General features: G+C 60.0%; 23 protein-coding genes and 1 pseudogene. 15 read left to right on the forward strand and 9 right to left on the reverse strand.

Annotated elements, in window-relative coordinates; genetic code table 11:
* Positions 1-23 precede the first annotated feature (23 nt).
* Genes cyoE through cyoA form a run of 5 tightly spaced genes read right to left on the reverse strand, consistent with a single transcriptional unit; the run spans position 24 to position 4,900 of the window.
* On the reverse strand, positions 24-917 hold the full coding sequence (cyoE, locus tag WE862_RS17590; protein WP_042031260.1) for a heme o synthase: 894 nt from the start codon (positions 915-917) through the stop codon (positions 24-26).
* Between the two features lie 11 nt (positions 918-928).
* Complete coding sequence (locus WE862_RS17595) at positions 929-1,258, reverse strand: cytochrome o ubiquinol oxidase subunit IV (protein ID WP_339058653.1); 330 nt, start codon at positions 1,256-1,258, stop codon at positions 929-931.
* Positions 1,259-1,873 carry a cytochrome o ubiquinol oxidase subunit III gene (locus WE862_RS17600; protein WP_041208604.1) on the reverse strand — a complete coding sequence of 205 codons (615 nt, stop codon included), beginning with the start codon at positions 1,871-1,873 and terminating at the stop codon, positions 1,259-1,261.
* A gap of 4 nt (positions 1,874-1,877) precedes the next feature.
* Entirely contained in the window at positions 1,878-3,854 is a 1,977-nt protein-coding gene (cyoB, locus tag WE862_RS17605; RefSeq protein WP_041208606.1) for a cytochrome o ubiquinol oxidase subunit I, read from the reverse strand.
* A 2-nt stretch (positions 3,855-3,856) separates the two neighbouring features.
* Positions 3,857-4,900, reverse strand: coding sequence for a cytochrome o ubiquinol oxidase subunit II (cyoA, locus tag WE862_RS17610; protein WP_081849317.1), 1,044 nt, complete (start codon positions 4,898-4,900; stop codon positions 3,857-3,859).
* Between the two features lie 613 nt (positions 4,901-5,513).
* Between cyoA and WE862_RS17615 the strand changes: the two genes are divergently transcribed.
* The gene (locus WE862_RS17615; protein ID WP_042031262.1) at positions 5,514-7,439 is read left to right on the forward strand and encodes an NAD(P)-binding protein; all 1,926 of its coding nucleotides are present in this window, start codon (positions 5,514-5,516) and stop codon (positions 7,437-7,439) included.
* A pseudogene (locus WE862_RS17620) lies at positions 7,436-8,641 on the forward strand (c-type cytochrome). Before WE862_RS17615 ends, WE862_RS17620 begins: the two are co-directional and overlap by 4 nt.
* An 87-nt stretch (positions 8,642-8,728) precedes the next feature.
* On the opposite strand, the gene WE862_RS17625 reads toward WE862_RS17620, so the two are convergent.
* The 3 genes from WE862_RS17625 to WE862_RS17635 form a co-directional block, all read right to left on the reverse strand.
* Positions 8,729-9,058: a DUF3634 family protein gene (locus WE862_RS17625; protein ID WP_033114291.1), complete on the reverse strand. Its 330-nt coding sequence runs from the start codon at positions 9,056-9,058 to the stop codon at positions 8,729-8,731.
* A 126-nt stretch (positions 9,059-9,184) separates the two neighbouring features.
* A complete protein-coding gene (locus tag WE862_RS17630; protein WP_042031265.1) occupies positions 9,185-10,168 on the reverse strand; it encodes a nucleoside hydrolase in 984 nt (327 codons plus the stop codon).
* A gap of 198 nt (positions 10,169-10,366) precedes the next feature.
* Positions 10,367-10,660 carry a hypothetical protein gene (locus WE862_RS17635; protein ID WP_019446630.1) on the reverse strand — a complete coding sequence of 98 codons (294 nt, stop codon included), beginning with the start codon at positions 10,658-10,660 and terminating at the stop codon, positions 10,367-10,369.
* A gap of 212 nt (positions 10,661-10,872) precedes the next feature.
* Between WE862_RS17635 and WE862_RS17640 the strand changes: the two genes are divergently transcribed.
* The 12 genes from WE862_RS17640 (at position 10,873) to WE862_RS17695 (ending at position 21,663) form a co-directional block, all read left to right on the forward strand.
* Positions 10,873-12,318 carry a coniferyl aldehyde dehydrogenase gene (locus WE862_RS17640; RefSeq protein ID WP_019446629.1) on the forward strand — a complete coding sequence of 482 codons (1,446 nt, stop codon included), beginning with the start codon at positions 10,873-10,875 and terminating at the stop codon, positions 12,316-12,318.
* Between the two features lie 11 nt (positions 12,319-12,329).
* Positions 12,330-12,920 (forward strand): TetR/AcrR family transcriptional regulator, encoded by a 591-nt coding sequence (locus WE862_RS17645; RefSeq protein ID WP_042031266.1) that lies wholly within the window; start codon positions 12,330-12,332, stop codon positions 12,918-12,920.
* Positions 12,901-13,419 carry a hypothetical protein gene (locus WE862_RS17650; RefSeq protein ID WP_042031267.1) on the forward strand — a complete coding sequence of 173 codons (519 nt, stop codon included), beginning with the start codon at positions 12,901-12,903 and terminating at the stop codon, positions 13,417-13,419. Before WE862_RS17645 ends, WE862_RS17650 begins: the two co-directional genes overlap by 20 nt.
* A 17-nt stretch (positions 13,420-13,436) precedes the next feature.
* Positions 13,437-14,621 (forward strand): iron-containing alcohol dehydrogenase, encoded by a 1,185-nt coding sequence (locus WE862_RS17655; protein WP_042031268.1) that lies wholly within the window; start codon positions 13,437-13,439, stop codon positions 14,619-14,621.
* 176 nt (positions 14,622-14,797) lie between these two features.
* On the forward strand, positions 14,798-15,058 hold the full coding sequence (locus tag WE862_RS17660) for a GNAT family N-acetyltransferase (RefSeq protein ID WP_033114285.1): 261 nt from the start codon (positions 14,798-14,800) through the stop codon (positions 15,056-15,058).
* Complete coding sequence (locus tag WE862_RS17665; protein WP_042031270.1) at positions 15,045-15,635, forward strand: nucleotidyltransferase family protein; 591 nt, start codon at positions 15,045-15,047, stop codon at positions 15,633-15,635. The genes WE862_RS17660 and WE862_RS17665 overlap by 14 nt, the downstream gene beginning before the upstream one ends.
* Before the next feature lie 71 nt (positions 15,636-15,706).
* Positions 15,707-17,530 carry a SulP family inorganic anion transporter gene (locus WE862_RS17670; protein WP_033114283.1) on the forward strand — a complete coding sequence of 608 codons (1,824 nt, stop codon included), beginning with the start codon at positions 15,707-15,709 and terminating at the stop codon, positions 17,528-17,530.
* 121 nt (positions 17,531-17,651) lie between these two features.
* A complete protein-coding gene (locus WE862_RS17675; RefSeq protein WP_033114349.1) occupies positions 17,652-18,998 on the forward strand; it encodes an MATE family efflux transporter in 1,347 nt (448 codons plus the stop codon).
* Between the two features lie 11 nt (positions 18,999-19,009).
* A complete protein-coding gene (locus WE862_RS17680; protein ID WP_042031271.1) occupies positions 19,010-19,621 on the forward strand; it encodes a hypothetical protein in 612 nt (203 codons plus the stop codon).
* Positions 19,622-19,893: 272 nt separating this feature from the next.
* Entirely contained in the window at positions 19,894-20,109 is a 216-nt protein-coding gene (locus WE862_RS17685; RefSeq protein ID WP_041208625.1) for a YdcH family protein, read from the forward strand.
* Positions 20,110-20,359: 250 nt separating this feature from the next.
* A complete protein-coding gene (locus tag WE862_RS17690; protein ID WP_041208627.1) occupies positions 20,360-21,019 on the forward strand; it encodes a YceH family protein in 660 nt (219 codons plus the stop codon).
* An 86-nt stretch (positions 21,020-21,105) separates the two neighbouring features.
* Entirely contained in the window at positions 21,106-21,663 is a 558-nt protein-coding gene (locus tag WE862_RS17695) for a HutD family protein (RefSeq protein ID WP_042031273.1), read from the forward strand.
* An 84-nt stretch (positions 21,664-21,747) separates the two neighbouring features.
* On the opposite strand, the gene azu is transcribed toward WE862_RS17695, so the two are convergent.
* A complete protein-coding gene (gene azu, locus WE862_RS17700; RefSeq protein WP_041208630.1) occupies positions 21,748-22,188 on the reverse strand; it encodes an azurin in 441 nt (146 codons plus the stop codon).
* A 271-nt stretch (positions 22,189-22,459) separates the two neighbouring features.
* Between azu and WE862_RS17705 the strand changes: the two genes are divergently transcribed.
* Positions 22,460-23,506 carry an FAD:protein FMN transferase gene (locus tag WE862_RS17705; RefSeq protein WP_198493493.1) on the forward strand — a complete coding sequence of 349 codons (1,047 nt, stop codon included), beginning with the start codon at positions 22,460-22,462 and terminating at the stop codon, positions 23,504-23,506.
* Positions 23,507-23,546 lie beyond the last annotated feature (40 nt).

Consider the following 23,546-nt stretch of genomic DNA (forward strand, 5'->3'; position numbering starts at 1 on the left):
TTTTAGGGGGGCAAGTCACACTATCAGGGCAGCATGCTCACCAGCACGGGAGCTGCTTCCGGTTGGAAATCCACCGACATCATCACGCTGAGACAAGTGATGGTGACGATGGAGAACATGAACAGCTTGCGGGCCCAGAGCGCATCATCCACCAGCTGCTTGTAGCCAGACAGCGCCATCCCCAGCCACCAGACGCTCACCGCGGTGGCCACCACCAGATACTTGTAGCCGGCATAACCGCCGAGGAACAGCATCAGGGTCGGCACCATAAAGGCCAGGATGTAGAGGGTGATGTGGAGCTTGGCCACCGGGATCCCCTTCACCACCGGCAATACCGGGATGTTGGCCGCCTGATAATCCTTGAAGCGGAAGATGGCGATCGCATAGGAGTGCGGCATCTGCCACAGGCTGAAGATCGCCAGCAGGATCAGCGCCCCCGAGTCGAACTGACCGCTCACCGCACAGTAGCCGATGACAGGTGGCGCAGCGCCGGAGAGACTGCCAACCAGGGTGCCGTAGACCGAGTGACGCTTCATGTAGAGGCTGTAGACCCCCACATAGACAATGAAGCCCAGCACTGCCAGCAAGGCGGCCAACGGATTGGCCGCCCAATAGAGCAGTGCAATGCCCGCAATGCCGAGCGCCGTGGCGTACCAGAGCGATACGCCGGGGGCGATCAGACCCTTCACCAGAGCACGGTTCTTGGTGCGCTCCATGATGCAGTCGATATCCCGGTCGATGTAGTTGTTGAACACGCAACCGGAGGCGACCACCAGTGATACACCGGCCATGGTCAGAATGAACAGGGGCAAGTCCATGCTCCCCTTGGAGGCCAGCAGGAATCCCCCGATAACCGAGATGAGGTTACCGAAGATGATGCCCGGCTTGGTCACTTGCAGGTATTGCTTCATCATCATTGCCAGCCTGCTCAGTGGACCATCATGTTGATGTTGAGGTTGTACATGATCCACAGGGAGCCCACGATCACGATGGCGATGATGAGCACGGTAAAGACCAGTGCAACCAAGTTCCAGCGATCTTCGGACGAGGTGTTCATGTGCAGGAAGTAGCCCAGATGGACGAAGATCTGCACCACCGCCATGCCGACCACAGTGGCCAGCACGGGCCCGTGGGAGGCGGAGCCATCCATCACCATCCAGAACGGGATCGCGGTCAGAATGACTGACAGCACGAAGCCGGTCAGATAGCTCTTGGCGCTGCCGTGGCTGGCGCCGTGATTGTCAACGGAATGACTCATTTACATTGCCCCCATCAGATAGACCACGGTAAAGACGCAGATCCACACCACGTCGAGGAAGTGCCAGAACAGGCTCAGGCACATCAGGCGGGAACGGTTGCGGTCGGTCAGCCCCTTCTTGCTCACCAGCACCATCATCACGATGATCCAGATAAGGCCGCTGGTCACGTGGATACCGTGGGTACCGACCAGGGTGAAGAAGGCGGAGAGGAAAGCGCTGCGATCCGGGCCGTAGCCCTCGGCGATCAGGTGATGGAACTCGTAGATCTCCATCGCGATAAAGCCGGCACCCAGCACGAAAGTCACCAGCAACCAGCCATTGACGGCGGATAGCTGGTTCTTGTTCATCGCCAGCATGGCAAAACCGAAGGTTATGCTGCTAAAGAGCAGCAGCATGGTTTCGCCAAACACGAACGGCAGCTCGAAGATATCCTTGCCGCTCGGGCCGCCGGCGGTGCCGTTGACCAGGACTGCATAGGTTGCAAACAGGCATGCAAACAGGATGCAGTCACTCATCAGGTAGATCCAGAAACCGAATACCTTGTTGGCACCGGCATCGTGGTGCCCATGGTCATGGGCACCGTCGTGAGTGTGATGTAGAACGTCGGTCGCCATTGCTTCACGCCACCTTGTTGATATTTTCAAAATGCTGACGCTCGATCCGCTCGATCTCGTCAACCTGCACGTAGTAATCCACGTCGTCGTTGAAGCTGTGGATGATCCAGCTCGCAATCATGCCGATGAAGCCGGCGATGGCCATCCACCAGATGTGCCAGACCATGGCAAAACCAAACACGGTGGCAAAGCCTGCGATGATGACCCCGGCCCCGGTGTTTTTGGGCATATGAATCGGGTCATAGTGCTCGGGCTGCTGATAGGCAGAACCGTCCTGCTTGGCTTCCCAGAAGGCATCCAGTCCCTTGATCTTCGGCTCGATGGCGAAGTTGTAGAAGGGCGGCGGGGAAGAGGTTGCCCACTCCAGGGTACGGCCACCCCAGGGGTCACCGGTCAGATCGCGGTTCTGCTCGCGGTCGCGGATGCTGACCACCAGCTGGATCACCTGACACAGCACACCCACGGCAATCAGCGCGGCACCACAGGCAGCCACTACCAGCCAGCCATGGAACTGGGGATCCAGATGCTGGCTGACGCGACGGGTCATGCCCATGAAGCCCAGCACGTAGAGCGGCATGAAGGCAACGAAGAAGCCGACAATCCAGAACCAGAAGGCGCGCTTGCCCCAGACATCGTTGAGCTTGAAGCCGAACGCTTTCGGGAACCAGTAGGTGATACCGGCGAAGCAGCCGAACACCACACCGCCGATGATGACGTTGTGGAAGTGGGCGATCAGGAACAGGCTGTTGTGCAGCACGAAGTTGGCCGCCGGTACCGAGAGCAGTACCCCGGTCATGCCGCCGATGCTGAAGGTAATGATGAAGCCGACGGTCCACAACATGGGTGAGGTGAACTCGATACGCCCCCGGTACATGGTGAACAGCCAGTTGAAGATCTTCACCCCGGTCGGGATGGAGATGATCATGGTGGTAATGCCGAAGAAGGCATTCACGTTGGCGCCGGAGCCCATGGTGAAGAAGTGGTGCAGCCAGACAATGAAGGAGAGCACGGTAATGGCGACGGTCGCCCACACCAGCGAGGTATAACCGAACAGCTTCTTCTTGCTGAAGGTAGCCACCACTTCGGAGAAGATCCCGAACACCGGCAGCACCAGAATGTACACCTCGGGGTGACCCCAGGCCCAGATCAGGTTGATGTACATCATCATGTTGCCACCCATGTCATTGGTAAAGAAATGGGTGCCAAGGTAACGGTCGGCGGTGAGCAGGGCCACCGTGACGGTCAGGATCGGGAAGGAGGCGATGATCAGGATGTTGGCGCACAGGGCGGTCCAGGTGAACACCGGCAGACGCATCATGGTCATGCCCGGGGCACGCATCTTGATGATGGTGGCGAAGAAGTTGACGCCGGTCAGCAAAGTGCCCAACCCCGAGATCTGCAGACTCCAGATCCAGTAGTCGACCCCGACCCCCGGACTGTACTCCAGCCCCGACAGCGGCGGATAGGCCAGCCAGCCAGTCTGGGCAAATTCACCAACCCCGAGGGAGATGTTGATCAGCACCACGGCGGCGGCGGTGAACCAGAAGCTCACGTTGTTGAGGAAGGGGAAGGCCACGTCACGGGCACCGATCTGCAGCGGTACCACAATGTTCATCAGACCGATAACCAGTGGCATCGCCACGAAGAAGATCATGATGACGCCGTGGGCGGTGAAGATCTGGTCATAGTGATGCGGTGGCAGAATGCCGTCGCTGCCGGCCGAAGCCATCACCTGTTGGGTGCGCATCATCACCGCATCGGCGAAACCGCGCAGCAGCATCACCATGCCGAGGATGAGATACATGATCCCGAGGCGCTTGTGATCCACCGAGGTGAGCCACTCTTTCCACAGATATTGCCACTTGCCGAAATAGGTGATGAGACCGGCGACAGCCAGCCCCCCCAGAATGATTCCGGCCACCGTCACCATGATGATGGGTTCATGGTACGGAATGGCGTCGAGCGTTAATTTTCCAAACATCGTTATTCCTCGGATCCCGCTTTCACAGAGTTGTCATCCATTGCCATCTTCATATGGCTGGCATGATCCATGTGTTCGTCTTGCGCCATGTCGCCATGGTTCATCTGTGAGTGATCCATCCCCTGATGGGTCATGGTCTCCCCCTGTGCCATGGGCATCTCATGGGTCATCCCCTGATGCTGGCCGTGCTTCATGTCCCCCATGAACTTGTTGATCAGAGTGACAAACAGTTTCGGATCGGCACTGGAGAAGTACTCCACCGGATGGAACTCGCTCGGTTTGGCCAGCGCATTGAACTGATCCATGGTGATCAGCTGTTTTGGCGACGCCTTTACCTTGGCAACCCAGGCATCAAAACCTGCCTGATCCGGTGTAGCGATGGCATTGAACTTCATGCCCGAGAAACCGGCACCGCTGTAGCTGCTGGAGATGCCGTCATACTGGCCCGGCTCGTTGGCAATGAGGTGCAGCTTGGTCTGCATGCCCGCCATCGCATATATCTGGCCGCCAAGACGCGGAATGAAGAAGGAGTTCATCACGGTATCGGAGGTGACCCGGAAATTGACCGGCGTATTGACCGGGAAAGCCAATTCATTCACCGATGCAATACCCAGTTCTGGATAGACAAACAACCACTTCCAGTCGAGGGAAATAACATCGACCTGAATCGGTTTCACCGTGGAATCCAGCGGTTTGTAAGGATCCAGTTCGTGAGATGTTTTCCAGGTAATAGTGGCAAGAATAACGATAATAATGACGGGAACGGTCCAGACAACCGCTTCAATCTTGTTGGAGTGAGACCAGTCAGGGGTATATTTGGCGTCGGTATTCGAAGCTCTGTATTTACGAGAAAATACCACGGCCATAATAATTACAGGGATCACCACGATTAACATCAGGCCAAGGGCCGTCAGTATCAGTGATTTCTGTTCCAGACCAATCTGCCCTTTGGGGCTCATCAGAGCCATGTCACAGCCAGTCAGCATGCCGGCGGCCGCGAGCAACAGCAAAGCACCCAAACCCCTCTTTAATGCAAAAGGTTTCATGCAGCGTCCTTTATCTTCGCAAGGCTAAAGTTGTAAAAAAAACGCATCATTCTGAACAAAACCTGACTATGTGAACAACATGAAAAATTAATCTCGATGTTGTGCCCAGGTTGGCGTTTGCATGTAACAGTTGTTAACCCGTGACCAATAACCGGCTGCATAAAACACGCTGGTCATTAATTCATCACACCCTGCTTTTATTTCAATCAGCTTGGCACCAGAGCTGGAGAACCAACCGCAATTAACCTTGTACTATTCGTGGTCAAATAACGGAATTTGAACTATCTGCATAAAATACATGCACTATTTCCGCACTGTTTTTGTGCCCTCTGGAAATATGAAAAACGAAAAGGAACTCAATCAAAACCATAATTAATCAAAATGATTTCAAATTAATTCCATGGATTCGGCAAGGTTTTGTCTCATAAATATGCAAAGTGGAGACATCTACCCCTGTTTTGGCCATTACAAGCTTCATCATTTTGTTTAATAAGTTATTATCAAAGCCATGGACTCTACCGGGATATGACGGTAGGTTGCGTCCCCTTGCTGCTTGCCAGCTACCATTTCAGCTCTGTGCTTTTTTTCAACGCTTCAAACAACAGGGATTGCCATGAGCATCACACGCAGAGATTTTCTCAATGGCGTCGCCATCACCATCGCAGCAGGCATCGCCCCCATCAACCTGCTCAAGGCTGCCGAAGGCGGCAGCGCGCTGGCTGACAAGACGCTGGTCTACCCGCCCGCCCTCACCGGCCTGCGCGGCAACCACCCGGGCTCTTTCGAACCGGCCCACAGCATTGCCCGCGATGGCAAACAGTATGACTTTGCCAATGTTCCCCTTGAGGGAGAGTACGATCTGGTGATCGTCGGCGCCGGCATCAGCGGTCTGGCCGCCGCCTGCTTCTATCAGCAACTGCTCGGCGCGGATAAAAAGATCCTGCTGCTCGACAACCACGATGACTTCGGCGGCCACGCCAAGCGCAACGAGTTCACCACCCCCGATGGCCTGCGTCTGGGTTACGGCGGCAGTGAATCCCTGCAATCGCCGCGCTCGGTCTACAGCCCGGTGGCGCTCGGCCTGCTCAAGGCGCTGGAGGTCAACATCGACGAGCTGGCCGCCGGCTTCCAGCAGACTTTCTATCCGGATCTGGGGCTCAGCCGCGGTGTCTATTTCGACGAAAAGCACTTTGGCGTCAACAAGATAGTGAACGGCGATCCGGGCCATAACGTGGCGGATGACATCCCGCGCGATCGCCTGAATGGCCGTCCGCTGGCGGAGTTTATCGGTGACTTCCCGCTCGATGATGCCGACAAGGCTGCCCTGCTGGCCCTGCACGAGGAGAAGACCGACTACCTGAGCGGCATGACCCGCGAGCAGCAGGACGAGTGGATCACCCGCAACAGCTACACCACCTTCCTGCGCGACAAGGTGGGCCTGAGCGAACGTGCCATCACCTACTTCCAGCAACGTACCAACGATTTTCAGGCCGTCGGCATCGATGCCACCGCCTGCGCTGACGCCCGCCTCTGTGCCCTGCCCGGCTTTGGCGGCCTCAACCTGACGCCGCTCGATGCCGAGGAGCAGGCCGAGCTGGACGATCCCTACATCTTCCACTTCCCGGATGGCAACGCCGGTCTCACCCGCCTGATGGTGCGCAAGCTCATCCCGCAGGTGGCACCGGGTCACACCATGCAGGATGTGGTGCTGGCCAAGTTTGACTACAGCAAGCTCGATCTGCCGGAGCACAAGGTACAGCTGCGCCTTGGCAGTACCGCCCTGCAGGCGAAAAACGTGCGCCTCGCCGATGGCAAGCTGGCTGTGGACGTCACCTATATCAAAGAAGGGAAACTGCACCGGGTGCGCGCCAAACAGTCGATCATGGCTGGCTACAACATGATGATCCCCTACATGGTGCCCGAGATGCCGGAGCCCCAGAAAGAGGCGCTGCGCCAGAACGTCAAGGCACCGCTGGTCTACACCAAGGTGGTGATCAAAAACTGGCAAGCCTTCGTCAAGCTCGGGGTGCACGAGGTCTACTCCCCGGCAGCCCCTTACAGCCGGGTCAAGCTCGACTATCCGGTCAGCATGGGTGGCTATGAGCATCCCAAGAGCCCGGATCAGCCGATGTGCCTGCACATGGTCTATGTGCCGACCCTGCCGGGCAGCGGCCTGTCGGCCCGCGAACAGTCCCGCAAGGGGCGCGCCATGATCCTTGGCATGCCGTTCGAGCAGCATGAACAGATGATCCGCGAACAGCTGCAGGGGATGCTGGGCAGCGCCGGTTTCAACCATGAGCAGGATATCCTCGCCATCACGGTCAACCGCTGGTCCCACGGCTACTCCTATGTCACCAACACCCTGTTTGATGACGAGGAGCAGTGCGAGAAGTGGGTCGAGCTGGGGCGCAAGCCGGTCGGCAACATCACTATCGCCAACTCGGATTCGGGCTGGAGCCCCTACGCTCACGCCGCCATTGACGAGGCATGGCGCGCCGTCAACGAGCTGGTCGCCATGACCAAGGGAGGTGCCCAATGAGCCGCGCCCTGTCACTGACTGCCAGCGCCCTGATGCTGGCGCTGCCCGCCCTTGCCGCCCACGCGGCTCCCGCCATGTCGGCGGGTGAGTACGTTGCCAAGCTCGGCGATTGCGCCGCCTGTCACACCAGCGAGGCAAGCAAACCGCTGGCGGGCGGCAAAGGGTTCCCGACCCCCATCGGCACCGTATTTGCCACCAACATCACCCCCGACAAGAGTTACGGCATCGGCAACTACAGCCTGCCGGAGTTCCTCAAGGTGATGCGCGAAGGGGTAGCCCGCGATGGGCATCGCCTCTATCCGGCCATGCCCTACACCGCCTACGCCAAGATGAGCGACGAGGATCTTACCGCCCTCTACCACTACCTGATGCAGGATGTGCAGCCGCTGGCGGTGGCCAACAAGGAGAGCGACATCCCCTGGCCGCTCAACATGCGCTGGCCGCTGATGGGGTGGAACTGGGTCTATCACGATGACAGCCGCTTCACCCCGGTCGCTGGCAAGAGCGAAGAGTGGAACCGCGGCGCCTATCTGGTACAGGGTGCCGGTCACTGCGGCAGCTGCCACACCCCGCGCGGCCTCGGCATGCAGGAGAAAGCGCTGACCGAGGCGGATCCCGTCTACCTGAGCGGTGCCGCCCTCGACGGCTGGTATGCTCCCGATATTCGCGGCAGCCGCTACGACAAGCAGGCGCTGATCGACCTGCTGAAAACCGGCCGCAGCCAGCATCAGGCTGTCGCAGGCCCGATGGCGGAAGTGATCACTCACAGCAGCCAGTACTTCAGCGACGCCGATCTGGCCAGCATCGCCACCTACCTCACCGACCTGAAAGCGGAGCCGGCGGTAGCGAAAGGTGCCCGCGCCTATGCCAGTGCCGGCGGAAAGGCGGACTACGCCATGTACTGTTCCACCTGCCACGGGGTCGATGGCAAGGGCAATGACCACGTCATCCCCTCGCTGGGGAACAACCGCACCGTGCTGGCGGACGATCCGGCGAGCCTGCTCAACGTGTTGCTGCATGGCGCCGAGACGCCCATCACCCGCGGTCATCTCGGCTACCACATGCCGGGCTATGGCTGAACCATGGATGACGAGCGGATCGCCGAGCTGGTCAATACGTTGCGCGCCTCCTGGGGCAACGAGGGGCAGGCGATCAAGGCTGCTGCCGTCAAGGCCCAGCGCGAGCTGCACGGCAAGGAGTAAGGGCAAGCCGCTCTCGCTTGGCCAAGCGCCATAAAAAACGGGCCTCCACTGGAGGCCCGTTTGCTATCTGATGCACTCGGACTGCTTTTACCCTTTGCGCGGCTTGGCACCCGGGGCGGCGACGTGACGATAGTCGCCATAGGGGAAGATATTGCGAAAACGCTGGGCCACCGGCTCGGGGATGGAGCGGGAGAAGACCAGCTTGACCCCGTCACCATCGCGATGTCCCACAATGCGCCCACGCACTGTTTCGTGGCGCAGGATCTGCTTGGCATGCTCAATAAAGGCGGGCGATACCTTGCCCTGCTTGACCACCACCTTGCCGGGTGCAAGGCGGATCTCGAACAGGGCACCACGCCCCAGCTTCATCAACCACCAGATCAGGGCTATCGCCACTATCAAGGAAATCCAGGCCATCCCAATCCCTCCTAACGTCTTGATATCAGGCAGTATAAGCGCCTGTGCGCCGCGATTGTTTGGCGGGGATCACAGCCGCAACGCAACGCGCGCCACCACGAATCACCGCCAGACCGTCGGGGACGTTTAACGGCGCTTGCCCCAGGCCACCAGCGTCTCGCGATAGAGGGCGAGCAGCGCCTCATCACGCACAGCCACCCCGACCTGCTGCGGACGAAAATCGGCCCAGCCATCATGGGAGTGGCGCTTGCCATCGAACTTTTGCAGGGTATGACCGATGGCCGGGCCACTGTTGATCACCCGCACCGGCCCCTCACGCAGGGTAAAGAGAGTCGGGTCAATGACATAGGCGATGGCGGACGGGTCGTGGACATGGCAGCCGGAGAGTCCCAGCTTCTCCGAGTAAAAACGCAGATAGAAGCGGCTGACATCCCACAGGAACTGGCCCGGCTCGCCCGCCTCGTCGCGCAGCGCATCGAGATAGTCGCCGCTGAAAAAGCTCTGCTGGGTCACATCCAGCCCGATGATCACCACCGGCCAGTCGGCAGTAAAGACCCGGTCGGCAGCATCGGGATCATCGTGGATATTGGCCTCGGCATAGGGGGTGACGTTGCCGCGATGACCATTGATACCAAAAGCGCCCCCCATCACCACCACCTGTTTCACCAGTGAAACAATCTCGGGCGCCTGCTGCAGCGCCAGCGCCAGATTGGTCAAAGGCCCGATGGTAACGAGGGTGATCTCCCCCGGCGCCGCTTTGACCGCCTCGACAATGTACTGCCACGCGGGACGGGGGTCGGGCGCAATACTCACCTCTCCCGCCTCCAGGTCACCAAAGCCGCTCGGGCCGTGAACTATGGTGGTGGGGCCGACCGGTTCGCGCAGCAGCGGGGCGGCAGCGCCTTTGGCCACATCCGCTTTCATGCCGTACTTCTGCTTGAGCCAGAGGGCGTTGCGGGTGCCATTGGCGATAGTGGCGTTGCCAAAAACGGTGGTGATGGCGAGCAGCTCGATGGCGGGGTGGGCCTCGGCAAAGAGGATGGCCATGGCATCGTCGATGCCCGGATCGGTGTCGAGAATAATCTTGTGAGTCTGGATCTTGTCAGTCATATGACCTCCCTGCAACGACAAAAGGGGGAGTCTACCGGGCTCACCGCCCTTTATCCCGGCAGGGGATCACACCCTGAACCTTTGCTCGCACTTTCCGGCATCACATCCACAATCCCCGCCACAAAAAATGGCGCGGCCACTTGGGGCCGCGCCATGACGATTCATTATCTCATTGCCCTGGAACCAGGTTCCCGGCACTCAGCGTTTACGGTGCCAACGCGGCGAGGTGGACTTCTCTCCCCAGGGGGTCACACAGGGGAGCAGAGCCCCTTCAATCACCGCATCGCAGCTGGCCAGCGCCTCGGCAATCTTCTGATGCAGCACCCGCAACACCTTGCCTTCGTGCTCGGCCAGCGAGTGGCCGGCGGCAAAGAACTCCGGCTGATACTGCAGCGCCAGCTTCTGGGCAAATTCGTAAGTGTTGAAGCAATCCGGCATCCGCTCAACCACATCTTCAAGCCGGGTCAACAAGCTGTTCAATTCCCTGGTCATAGTGCTCCCTCCATGCATGTGAATAGCCAAAAACTACCTCTTATTAGATAAGTCACCAACGAGCAAACCACAAAAGTGTGGGGAGGAACACAGTTCTCTCTTGCGTCCAGCTGCCGGTGACAGAGGCAGATGATGCCAGCTTTACACTTGCGCAACAAACGACTAGATTTAGACCGACCAATCAGTCGGTTGTTTTTCAGACGGAGAAGATCATGGGAGTCGCACCGCATCAGCACAGTCCGGAGGATATCCTCGCCATCAAGCTGGCCCTGCCCGAGCAGCTGGAGCGGCTCAAACGGGCGAGCCGGGAACACCCGATGCCGACGCTGGCCGAGCGGCGAACCCAGCTGACCAAACTCAAGCGGGCGCTGCTGGCTCACAAGGAGCAGCTCTGCACGGCGCTGGCGCAGGATTATGGCCAGCGCAGCCACTACGACAGCCAGATCGCCGACATCCTCCCCTGCATCATGCAGATCAACTACACCCAGAAGCGGCTCAAGCGCTGGATGCAGCCCCATCGTCGCCATGCCGGTCTGCTGCTCGCCCCCGCCAAAGTGGAGGTACACTTCCAGCCGCTCGGGGTGGTCGGCATCATAGTGCCGTGGAACTTTCCGGTGATGCTGAGCCTCGGCCCGCTCATCACCGCCATCGCGGCAGGGAACCGGGCGATGCTGAAACTCTCCGAGTTCACTCCCCATACCAACGCCGTGCTGCGTACCCTGCTCACCACCACTTTCAACGAGGACGAGATCGCCGTCATCGAGGGGGATGCCCAGATGGCGGCCGCATTCAGCTCGCTCCCCTTCGATCACCTGCTGTTCACCGGCTCCACCATGGTTGGCAAGCTGGTAATGGCCGCCGCCGCGCCCCAGCTCACCCCGCTCACCCTTGAGCTGGGTGGTAAGAGCCCTTGCCTCATCGCCCCCGACATGCCAGTTGAGACCGCCATCGAGCGGATGATCTTCGGCAAGAGCCTCAACGCCGGCCAGATCTGCGTTGCCCCCGACTATGTGCTGCTGCCCCGCAGCGAGGTGGAGAACTTTATCGCCGCCTATCGCAACCACTTTGCCAAGCTCTACCCTGCCGGGCTCGCCAGCCCCGACTACGGCGCCATCATCAACGATCGCCAGTATCAGCGGCTGGTCAGCTGGCTCGATGAGGCCAAACAGGCGGGAGCCCAGCTCCACCCCTGTGCCACTCCGGCGCGGGATGATCAGCGCCGCCTTCTGGCCCCGCATCTGCTGACCGGGGTGCCGGGCCACTGTCAGGTGATACAGCAGGAGATCTTCGGCCCGCTGCTGCCGCTCATCCCCTACGACACGCTGGAGGAGGCGCTCGCCTATATCGCCGAACGTCCCCGCCCGCTGGCCCTCTATCTGATGAGCTTCGATCCCGAGCTGCAGGCGCGGGTGACCCGGGAGACCCACTCCGGCGGCATGGCCATCAACGAGAGTCTGTTCCAGGTGGCAGCCGATGATGTGCCGTTTGGCGGCATCGGCGCCTCCGGCATGGGCCACTACCACGGGCACGAGGGCTTTCTCACCTTCTCCAAGGCGAAAACCGTGCTGACCCGCGGCAAGTTCACCACCGGCTCCCTGATCCATCCGCCCTACAACAGCTGGATCCAGAAGCTGATGATGGCTTTTTTCCTGCGCTGACGGAGCCCGCCATGACCGACAAGCGCCGCCAAATTCTGGATGCCGCCCTCGCCCTCTGCGCCGAAGATGGTCTGCAGGGGGCAGCCACCGCCCGCATTGCCAAGGCGGCCGGGGTCGCCAACGGCACCCTGTTCCACCACTTTCCGAGCAAGGAGGCACTGATCCTTCAGCTCTATCAGGATGTGAAGACCAGGATGGGGGCTGCCATCTGCGAAGCCGATCCCGAGCTGGCACTACGCGAGCAGATCCACCACTACTGGCAGCAGGCGATGAGCTGGATGCTGGCCCACCCCAACGAGATCAAATTTGTGCTGGGTTTCTTTCACTCCCCCCTGCTGGCCCGCCCGGCCCGCAGCCAGATCTTGAATGACACTCTGCGCTTTCTGCCCGCTCTGCTGGTAAAAGGGCAGGCCAGTGGCGAGCTGATGCAGGCCCCCGCGCCGCTGTTGCTGGAGGTGTGTCAGGGGCAGTTCCTCGCCTGCGCATCACTCTTTGTCGATCAACCCGAGCTTGGGCAGGATGCCCACTGGCAAGCCAGTGCCTTTGCCCTCTTCTGGTCAGCCATCTCAGGAGCCAACCCCTATGACAACTCCGACCGTTGAATCTCTGGCCGCACTGGGCCGCCGCCTCTGGATCACCACTCTGCTCTGGGTGGTGGGCCGAACTCTCTGCCGCGCCGCCCGTATCGACGAGGCGGTGCACCGCGAACTGGCCCCCTTGCCGGATGGCCTGGCCATTCGCCTTGAGGTGGGGGGACTTGATTACGCCATGAACATGCATAAAGAAGGAGGGCGCTGGTATCCCGGTGCGCCGGCTGCACCCCATGCCACCATCCATCCGCTGCGGGTGCGCTTCAAGCACCCCAGTATCGCGTTTCGCGCCCTGAGCTTTCGGCTCGGGGTCAATCAGGCGTTCAGTGAAAACCGGCTGCTGGTAGAGGGGGACCTGACCACCGCCATGCATCTGGTGCGGGGGCTTGAGCAGTTGCAGTCCCTGATCCTGCCTGCCTTTATCGCGCGGCCGCTGCTGCGCCACTATCCGGCCCAGCGCAACAAGCTTGGCCGTGCCTGCAACATCTATCTGGGTCTGGTAACCGGCTGAGCGCAAGGAGCCTTGATATGAGCCGCTATTACGATTTTTTCTGTCCGGTCAAACTGCTGGCCGGTGAACAGGCGCTGGAGCAGCTGGCCAGCGAGCTGGCAAGCCTTGGTGCTCGCCGCCCCCTGCTGCTGACCGACAAGGGGGTCAATGCCACTGGTCTTGCCACCCTGCTGGCCAATGTACTGGCCGAAGGGGAGCTGCCGGTCGCCGCCATTTGGGACGAGATCCCGGCCGACTCCTCCACTGCCGTGGTGGAGCGGATCGCCAAGCGCTACGCCGAGCTAGACTGCGACAGTCTGGTGGCGCTGGGGGGCGGCTCGGTCATCGATACCGCCAAGGCGGTCAATATCCTGGCATCCATGGGTGGTGAACACCTGCTCGACTACTCGGGCGCCGGTTGCCTGACTCGTCCCCTCAAGCCGCTGGCGGTGGTGCCCACCACGGCAGGTACCGGTTCCGAGGTCACGCTGGTGGCGGTGATCAAGGATGAGGCGAGCGGGCGCAAGGTGCCCTTCACCTCCCCCTTCCTGCTGCCGCAGCTGGCGGTGCTCGACCCGCGTCTGACTCAGGGACTGCCCCTCAATATCACCGCAGCCACCGCCATGGATGCCATGACCCATGCCATCGAGGCCTTTATCGGCACCGCCAAAAACCCGGTGAGCGATGCGCTGGCCCTGATGGCGGTAGAGAAGATAGCCAATGCCCTGCCTCTCATCCTCAAGGATCCGCAAAACAAGCAGTTGCGGCTGCAATTGGCCGAAGGTTCCACCCTGGCGGGCATGGCCTTCTCCAACTCCATGGTGGGACTGGTGCATGCCCTCGGCCACAGTCTGGGGGCTCGCTGCCATCTCCCCCACGGCCTGTGCATGAACCTCTTCCTGCCGACCGTGCTCGACTTCAACCGCCCCGAGGTAGATAACGAGTTGGCCCGCCTGCTGCTGCCGCTGGTGGGAGCCGAGCGCTTTGCCGCCACCCCGGCCCACCTGCGGGCCGAGGCGACCATCACCGCCATTCGTACCCTGCGCGATACCCTGTGGCAGGCGGTCAAGCTGCCGCGCACCATGAGCGAGGCGGGGGTAAGCGATCGCTCGCTGCTCGGGGAGATACGGGATCTGGCCGTCAACGACGGTGCCATGCTGTTCAATCGCAAGGATGCCGACCGTGAGCAGTTGCTCACTCTGCTGGAGCGGGCCTGGGCCTGAACCACTCCGACAAAAGATACCCGGCAGAGCGCCGGGTATCTTTTGAGCAGGATCCCGATATGACGCAGAGAGGGCACATCAGGGTAGGATATTGACCCCATGCTGTCGTTATCTGTTCTATACCTTGGCTAACAGTTATTGTGCAGACAGCCATCTTCATGCCAGAGGTGCCCACCATGAGCGACATCATTCATCAGGCCAACCAGCAGCAATTCATCTGTATGGTGGAGGGGAAGGAGTCGAGATTGCGCTACCGGCGCCTCGATGCCAAGACCATCGATGCCTACAGCACCTTTGTCCCCCCCGAGCTGCGGGTGCAGGGGATTGCCGATCAGCTGGCCCGCGCCCTCTTCAACTGGACTCAGGCAGAGGGGCTCACTATAGTGCCCAGCTGCAGTTACATTGACGTCTGGTTACGCCGAAATGCCAATAGTTGAGCCATTAGATCCCAAACAAGAACACGCCTTCCAAGCCAAAACCGAAGCGCTGCTGCGGGCCGATCCACAGCGGATGGCCTGCCTGCAGGCAGCCGCCGAGCTCGATCTGCCCGACTGGGCGCTGGGGGCAGGCTTTATCCGCAACCTCATCTGGGATCATCTCCACCACAAAACCGAGCCCACCCCGCTCAACGATATCGACCTTATCTACCTCGATAGCAGCGACCCGCAAGGGCTGGCCGAAGCAGAGCACGAAGCCTGGCTCGCCAAACGGCTGCCCGGCCAGCAGTGGGAGGTGCGCAATCAGGCCCGCATGCACACTCGCCAGCTGGCAGCACCGTTTACCAGCAGCATGGAGGCGCTCAGCCACTGGGTCGAGGTACCCACCTGCATCGGCGTGCGCCTGACCAAAGATGGCGAGTTCGAGTGGCTTGCCCCCTACGGCTTTGCCATAAACTGGTCGCTGCAAGTGAGTGCCAACCCCAGATGTCGCCAGGACAAACAGATCTTCACCCAGCGCATCAAGGAGAAGCAGTGGCAGACTCTCTGGCCTGACCTTCAGGTAAACTGGCCATAACCTGATTGCAATCTTTCGATAACCTTGGGCACACTAGGGTAAAAGCTGGTTGTAACTCAATGGGTTAAATAATGCGCGACTTCTTCTCTCTCGAACGCTGGCTACCGGGCCTCGCCGCCCTGCTGCAATACCAGCGCGCCTGGTTGATGCCTGACCTTCGCGCTGGACTCTCGGTCGCTGCGGTGGCCCTGCCCGTGGCCATTGCCTATGCCGAGCTCGCCGGTGTGGGCGCCATCGTCGGCCTCTACTCCTGCATCCTGCCCATGCTGGTCTACGCCCTGTTCGGCACCTCCCGCCAGCTGATCGTCGGCCCCGATGCCGCCACCTGCGCGGTCATCGCCGCCGTGGTGACGCCACTGGCCGCTGGCGACCCGACCCGCCACTGGCAGCTGGTGATGACCATGACCGCCATGACCGGCTTCTGGTGCCTGATTGCCAGCCGCTTCAAGCTGGGGGTGCTGGCGGACTTTCTCTCCCGCCCGATCCTGATGGGGCTGCTCAACGGTGTGGCCATCACCATCATGGTGGGCCAGCTCTCCAAGATCTTCGGATTCACCTTCAGCGAGCGCTATCTCATTGAGCGGATCGCCAACGGTACCACCTACATCACCCAGACCCATCTGCCGACCCTGGCCATGAGTCTGGTGGCACTGGCCACCCTGCTGCTGGCCAAACGCTTCCGGCCAGCCTGGCCCTCCTCCATGGTGGCCATGGTGATCACCGCCGCACTGGTGTGGGCGCTCAACCTCGGTCAGTACCATATCGCCACCTTGGGCAAGGTGGGCTCCGGCCTGCCCGCCTTCCAGATGCCGGAGTTTCCCCCGGGACTGATGCGGGAGCTGGTGCTGCCGGCCCTCAACCTCGCCATGGTGAGCTTCGTCTCCATGATGCTGACCGCCCGCAGCTTTGCCGCCAAGAACGGCTATGAAATCGATGCGGACAAGGAGTTCCGGGCGCTCGGCATGGCCAACCTCGCCTCTGCCATCTCCCAGGGCTTTGCCATCAGCGGTGCGGATTCGCGTACCGCGGTCAACGACGCCAACGGCGGCAAGAGCCAACTGGTCTCCATCATCGCCGCCGGGGTAATCGCTCTCATCACCTTCTACCTGACAGCGCCGCTGCAATACATCCCGACCGCCGCCCTCGGGGTGGTGCTGGTGATGGCATCCCTGTCGCTCACCGACTTTCGCGGCCTCTGGGCGCTGCGCCACTCCGACCGCGCCGCCTTCTGGCTGGCGCTGGTCACCTTTATCAGCGTGCTCACCATGGGGGTGATCCCGGGGATCACCCTTGCCGTGTTGCTGGGGCTGTTCCAGTTCCTGCGCAATGTGATGCGTCCCACCGACCAGCTGCTCGGCATGGATGACGAAGGGGTGGTGCGCACCCTGGGGGACAACGAGCAGGCCAAGGCGATCCCGGGCATTCTGGTCTATCGCTTCAACTCGCCGCTCACCTACTTCAACGCCCCCTACTTCAAGCGGCGAGTCATGGCCCTGCTGGTGCAGGATCCCCACAATCCCAAGTGTCTGGTGATCGATGCCGTCGCCTGCTTTACCCATCAGGACATCAGCGTGATGAGCATGGTGGGAGAGCTGCACAAGGATCTGAAACGACGCGGCATCCATATGGTGATGGCGGGACGCCATGGCCAGATGACCCACTGGCTCAAGCAGGCTGGCGTGCGGGTGGGCGACGAGGGGATCATCCTCTGCCCCGACATGTATCAGGCGCTGCGCATGACCCGCTGCTACCGCGAGCCGGTGTTCAGGGATGACGATGTGGTCGAAAGTACCACGGATGCCATCCTCTCCCGCTGGCCACAGGATGATGCCCTGCCCGACTCGGCGCGTCTTACCCTCCCCTGCGAGCAGGAGGCGGGCACCACGCCGGCCTGATCTGCCGACCAGCTCCTCTGGCCGGAGAGTCTCCGGCCAAGGATTGCACCCGCTCCGCGCTTGGTGTTAAATGCCCGACCAGATGGCACCAGATCGTGCCGTCCCAGCTGTTGGACATGCCATGCAAACTCAATCCCACGCAGGCCCGGGCACGCTCTTTGCGCTGACCTGGCCGCTCTTTATCGATCTCGCCCTCCACTTTCTGACCGGCGCACTCAACACCTTCATGGTGGGACATGTCTCCTATCAGGGGGTCGCGGCGCTGGCGGTCGGCAATCAGGTGTTCGATCTGGCCATCACATTGTTCAGCTTCGTCAGTATCGGTACCAGCGTGGTGATCACCCAGTATCTGGGGGCAGGTGACAGGGAGCGCAGCCGGGTGGTGATCCACACCGCCATCGGCTTCAACCTGTTGATCGGTCTGGTGGCGGCTGTCGGCGTGATGGCCGGTGCCAGTACCATGCTGGCGCTGATGAACCTGCCAGCCAACCTGATGAGCGATGGCACCCTCTACCTGCAGATCATCGGCCTCTGCCTGCTGCCGGAAGCGGCGGCGCTCTGTCTGGCGGCGACGCTGCGCGCCCACGGCCATACCCGTCAGGCGATGTATGTGACTCTCATCGTCAACCTCATCACCTTTGTCGGCAACCTGCTGCTGCTCTACGGCTGGTTCGGCCTGCCCCAGATGGGCGTGGCGGGGGTTGCCATCAGCACGGTAGCCGGGCGTCTGGTGGGCGTGGTGATGCTGGTCTGGCTGGTGGCCCGCAAAACCGGCATCCACCTCAAGATCCGCGACATCGTTCACCCCAGCCGGGAGATGCTGGGCAAGGTACTCCATATCGGCCTGCCTGCCGCCGGCGAGAACCTCTCCTGGATGCTGCAGTTTATGGTGGTGACCGCTTTTGTCGGTCTGCTGGGGGACAAGGCGCTGGCAACCCAGTCCTACTTCTTCCAGATCTGCCTGTTCATCCTGCTGTTTGGCCTCTCCATCGGTCTTGGTAACGAGATCATCATCGGCCATCTGGCGGGCGCCAGACAGTTTGACCGGGCCTATCAACAGCTGCTCAAGAGCCTCAAGCTCGGGCTCGCGGTCACCTGCGTCATCGCAGTGGCGGCGGCACTTAATGGCCGCACCATCATCAGCCTCTTTACCGATGACCCCGACATCATCACCCAGGTGGCGCAGCTCTTTCTCATCAGCCTCATCCTAGAGCCAGGCCGCACCTTCAATCTGGTGGTGATCAACGCCCTGCGCGCGACGGGTGATGCCCGCTTCCCCCTCTACATGGCACTGCTCTCCATGTGGGGAATTGCCGTACCCCTTTCCTATTTCCTTGGTATCATGCAGGGCTATGGACTGGTAGGCATCTGGCTGGCGCTCGCCTGCGACGAGTGGGTTCGCGGTCTGGCCATGTTCTGGCGCTGGCGCAGTCGTCGCTGGCAAAACAAAATCCTAGTTGAAACATAAGCGGAATCAGAATGAAGAAAATCGGACTCTTGCTGACTGCCCTGCTGCTCAGCCCTCTGGCCATGGCGCAAACCGCGCCCGCAGCCCCCAAGACTCAAGCCACCATGACCTGGTATGTGGCCCCCATCGTCATCGATGAGAGCAGCGAGGCCCAGAAGGCGCTGACCAAGGATTTCATGGCCCAGATGATCAAGACCATCAAGATCAACGAGTACCAGACCGGCAAAGCGGTGGGCAACACCAAAAATCCCAAGTGGCTGATCCGCACCAAGCTGATCCCCGCCAGCAATGAGCCGCTGGTCGGCAAGAAGCACCCGCAGGGGCTCACCTACGGCAAGGGTAACCCGACTCAGGAGATCATCGGTGAGCTGCTGATGAACGGCACTCTGGTGGCCCACATCGGGCAGGGCTGGCGTGAGCCGATTGTTGCCAATACCCCGGTGGCCGAACGCCTCTCCGTGGCCAACTACCGTTACGCCGTTGGCGATCAGGCCAAGTCGCCGGATCTTGAAGAGCTGGCCGCCCAGATCGGTTTCGAAGCGGGCAAGGTGATCCATCGCGACGGCAAGCCATTGCCTGAAAAGAAAAAGAAGAAAGATCAGACAGACAAGGATAAGGGGTAATTCCCCTCATCACTGAAAAGGGGCCACAAGGCCCCTTTTTGCTCTCTGCCGCTCACCGGCATCATGCCAATGATGTGATCCGAGCCACGTTTTGACCCATGCCTTGAATTGAAAACTCATTTATTCCGAATCAATTCAATGCCTTAAAAATAGCCTTTCAAGTATATCCCATCATTGCCCCTAAATTCGATCACGATCACGTTTATCACCGTCGCTAAGGGGTAGCTTGGTCTTACAGGCACAATCAAACGAAACCAAGGAGGCTCCATTACATGTTCCCAGAGTACAGAGAACTCATCTCGAGACTGAAGAGCAGTGATGTCCATTTCCAGAAGAAGTTTGACTTGCACAACGACCTGGATGAGGAGATTAGGAAGCTGGAAAAGCATCACGCCAGTGACTACAGCTCCGAGGTGAAGGATCTGAAAAAACAGAAACTTAAACTGAAAGAGGAGATATACGAGATCCTCAAGCAACATCCACAATAGATGCCTCGACGAATATCAGGATAAGCAACTTATCCTTCAGCCCGGCCAGAGAGCCGGGCTTTTCATTACCCACTCAACCTCACGCCATGCCATGCCATGCCAAGAAATAGCAATCAAATGGCTCCTACTGCTGGCGACGGTTTCGCCAACCCCTCTGCACGCTCGCAAAAATGGCTGACAAAACTGGACGGAGCAGAGGTCATGGCTAAGATAGGGGCTCTTGATATCGCGATTTGCTAGGGAGTAGGAAATGGAGTTAGTACTTGGCCCGTTGGAGGCCCGTGTCATCGGGTGCCTGATTGAAAAAGAGATCTGCACCCCGGATCAATATCCCCTCTCCCTCAATGCACTGGTCAATGCCTGCAACCAGAAGAGCAACCGCGAGCCGGTACTGGAGCTTGCCGAGCTCGACATCCGCGCCGTGGTTGACGAGCTGATCCGCCGGCGACTGGTGGTCAATACCGCCGGTTTCAATGCCCGGGTACCCCGCTATCAGCACCGATTCTGCAACACCGAATTTGGCGAACTCAAATTCAGCGCTCAGGAGCTCGGTATCATCTGCGAGCTGCTGCTGCGTGGCCCGCAAACCCCGGGTGAACTGCGCTCGCGCACCAATCGACTGTGCAGTTTTGATGACGTCACCGAAGTGGATGCGGTGCTGACCCAGCTCATCGAACGCGGCCCCTATGTGGTAAAACTGCCGCGTGAACCGGGCAAGCGCGAATCCCGCTACGCCCACCTCTTTAGCGGTGAAGTGGATATTCAGGCGATGATGGAAGCCGCTCCGGCAGCAGCCTACGCCTCTCCTGCGGCGGATCGCCTGAGCGAGCTGGAGCAGGAGGTGAGCGAACTCAAGAGCCGTCTCGCCGCCATGGAAGCCAGGCTGGCGGCGCTGGATGGTCAGGGCTGAGACCCTGCCACTCCATCTTTCTATTTGTCAGGGAGCCGGGGCCAACCCCCAGGCTCCCTCTGTTTTTTCATGCTGAGGAAGTGCCCGTGATCACCCTGATCAAAGAGTCTGACCACCAGAAAATGCCCTGGAAAAACAAGCAGGGCACCACAGCCCAGATCCTCATCTCCCCCAAGGGAGCGAGCCTCGACAAGCTCGACTTTGACTACCGGCTCAGCTCCGCCCCCATCAAGGAGGCCGGCCGCTTCTCTACCTTCCCGGGCTATCAGCGCATTCTGCTGCCGGTGAGCGGCGCCGGCTTCGTACTGAACGGCCACCCCTACGCCACCTTTGAAGCGGCCCATTTTGGCGGTGACGAGGAGACCCACTGCGAACTGCTGAAAAAAGAGGTGACCGATCTTGGCCTTATCTACCACCCGGACAGGGTTGCGGCCAACGTGCGGGTATTGAACCTCCCCTTCCCCCTGACGCTCACCCTCGAGCCAGAGAAGACTTACCTTTGCCACCTGCTGAGCGGCCAGCTCACGGTGCAGGGGCAAGTGGTCGCTATCAACGAAACACTGGTGGTGAGTGGCGAGGAGAGCATTCACTTCGACTGCCAGAAGAAGAGCACCATTGCCTTCTTTACCCTGCAAGGGAAGTAGCGGCGGGACAGCAAAAGAGCATGAAAAAGCCGGGCAATCCCGGCTTTTTCTATTCAGGCGCCCGGCGCGATGCCAGTCATAGCCTTAGTTCACCTTGAAGGTGCCCTTCATCATGGCAAAGTGGCCAGGGAAGGAGCAGAAGAAGGTGAGATCCTTGCCGGCCAGACCGTCGGTCTTGAAGGTCACGCTGGTGCTCTCGCCACCGCCAATCAGCTTGGTGTGAGCCAGTACGCGGGGGTCATCCTTGGGCAAATAGTTGTTCTCGGCACCAGCGCTCATCCCGGCGGTCGCCACGGCCTGATAGTCGGCAGTAGTGGCCAGCACCCAGTTGTGGCCCATGCCGGTGACCGGCAGTTTACCGGTGTGGTTCAGGGTGACGGTTACCTCTTTGCAAGTCGCAGGTACGCTCATCTCCTTGAGGTTGTACTGCATGGCATCATTGCCCTCGATGACCAATGCGCACTCATCGGCCAGTACCGGGGCAGCCAGGGTACTCAGAAACAGCAGGGTAATCGCCTTTTTCATTATCTTCTCCTTTGATTGGCAATGAATGGCAACAGGTTTGCGCAACACTTCTTCAAGAATGGCCGCAAAGATGCTGTCAAAATCGACCTTTATTTTACTCACCTGTATTCAATCGGCTATGAATTTAGCCCGAAGCTGTGGGCCAGCTCACCAGAATAAGCAAAGTCTGTTTAATTTTTTCCGCCATTTTCTCCGGGCGGGGCTCGCCCGTCGCCAGCCCCTTGGCTAAGCTAGCGCCCCGACCAGCCCTTCGCCAACAAGAGACCTGCTGATGATGGCCATAACCCCCGCTACCGCCCTGCGCTGCCTGCTGCTGACCCTGTTGCTGGCGCTCACCGGCTGCCAACCCCAGCCCCCGGCCCAAACCCGCATTCAGGGCAAAACCATGGGCACCTACTATGTGGTCACCCTGAGCGATCCCTTCCCCGGTGGCGAACCCGCGCTCAAGAGCGAGGTGGAGAACCTGCTGGCCAGGATGAACAGCGAGATCTCCACCTATGACCCCGACTCGCTCATCTCCCGCTTCAATCAGGGGCCGGCCAATACGCCGTTCATCATCCCCGCAGCCATGGCCAAAATCGTCCGGCAGGGGATCGATGCAGGTCACCTGACCAATGGCAAGCTTGATGTCACGGTCGGGCCACTGGTCAATCTGTGGGGCTTTGGTCCGGACAAACGCCCCATCAAACGGCCAGATGAGGCGGCCATCGCCGCCGCCCGCCACAAGGTTGGCATCGACAAGCTGACCCTGACACCACAGGGAGATCACTTCCTGCTTGAGAAGTCTATCCCGGAGCTCTATCTCGACCTCTCCACCCTAGGTGAAGGGGCTGCCTCGGATGAAATCGCCGCCCTGCTGGAGAGCAAGGGGGTCAACAACTACCTCATCGAGGTGGCGGGTGCGGTGCGCAGCAAGGGCCACAACAGCAAGGGCTCGCCGTGGCGAGTCGCCATCGTCGAGCCCTCCGATCAGCCGGGTGCCTTCTCCGACATCGTCATCCCCAACGGCATGGCACTCAGCACTGCCGGCAGCTATCGCAACTACTACGAGCTCGATGGCCAGCGCTACTCCCATATCATCGACCCCGCTACCGGCCAGCCCATCACCCACAAGCTGGTCTCGGCAAGCGTCATCACCCCCACTGCGCTGGAGGCCGATGCCCTCGATACCGCCCTGATGGTGATGGGCCCCGCTGAGGCGATGGCTTTTGCCAAGGAGCACAAGCTTGCGGTCTATCTCATCGTCAAAACGGACAAGGGATTCCAGGCCATCCACACGCCCCAATTTGCCCCCTATCTGGCAGAGAAGAAAAAATAAAAAGAGAGGGCCCACAACCGGGCCCTCTCTGTTTCCCGAC

Source organism: Aeromonas jandaei (assembly GCF_037890695.1).
In the GTDB taxonomy this organism is placed as follows: Bacteria; Pseudomonadota; Gammaproteobacteria; order Enterobacterales; family Aeromonadaceae; genus Aeromonas; species Aeromonas jandaei.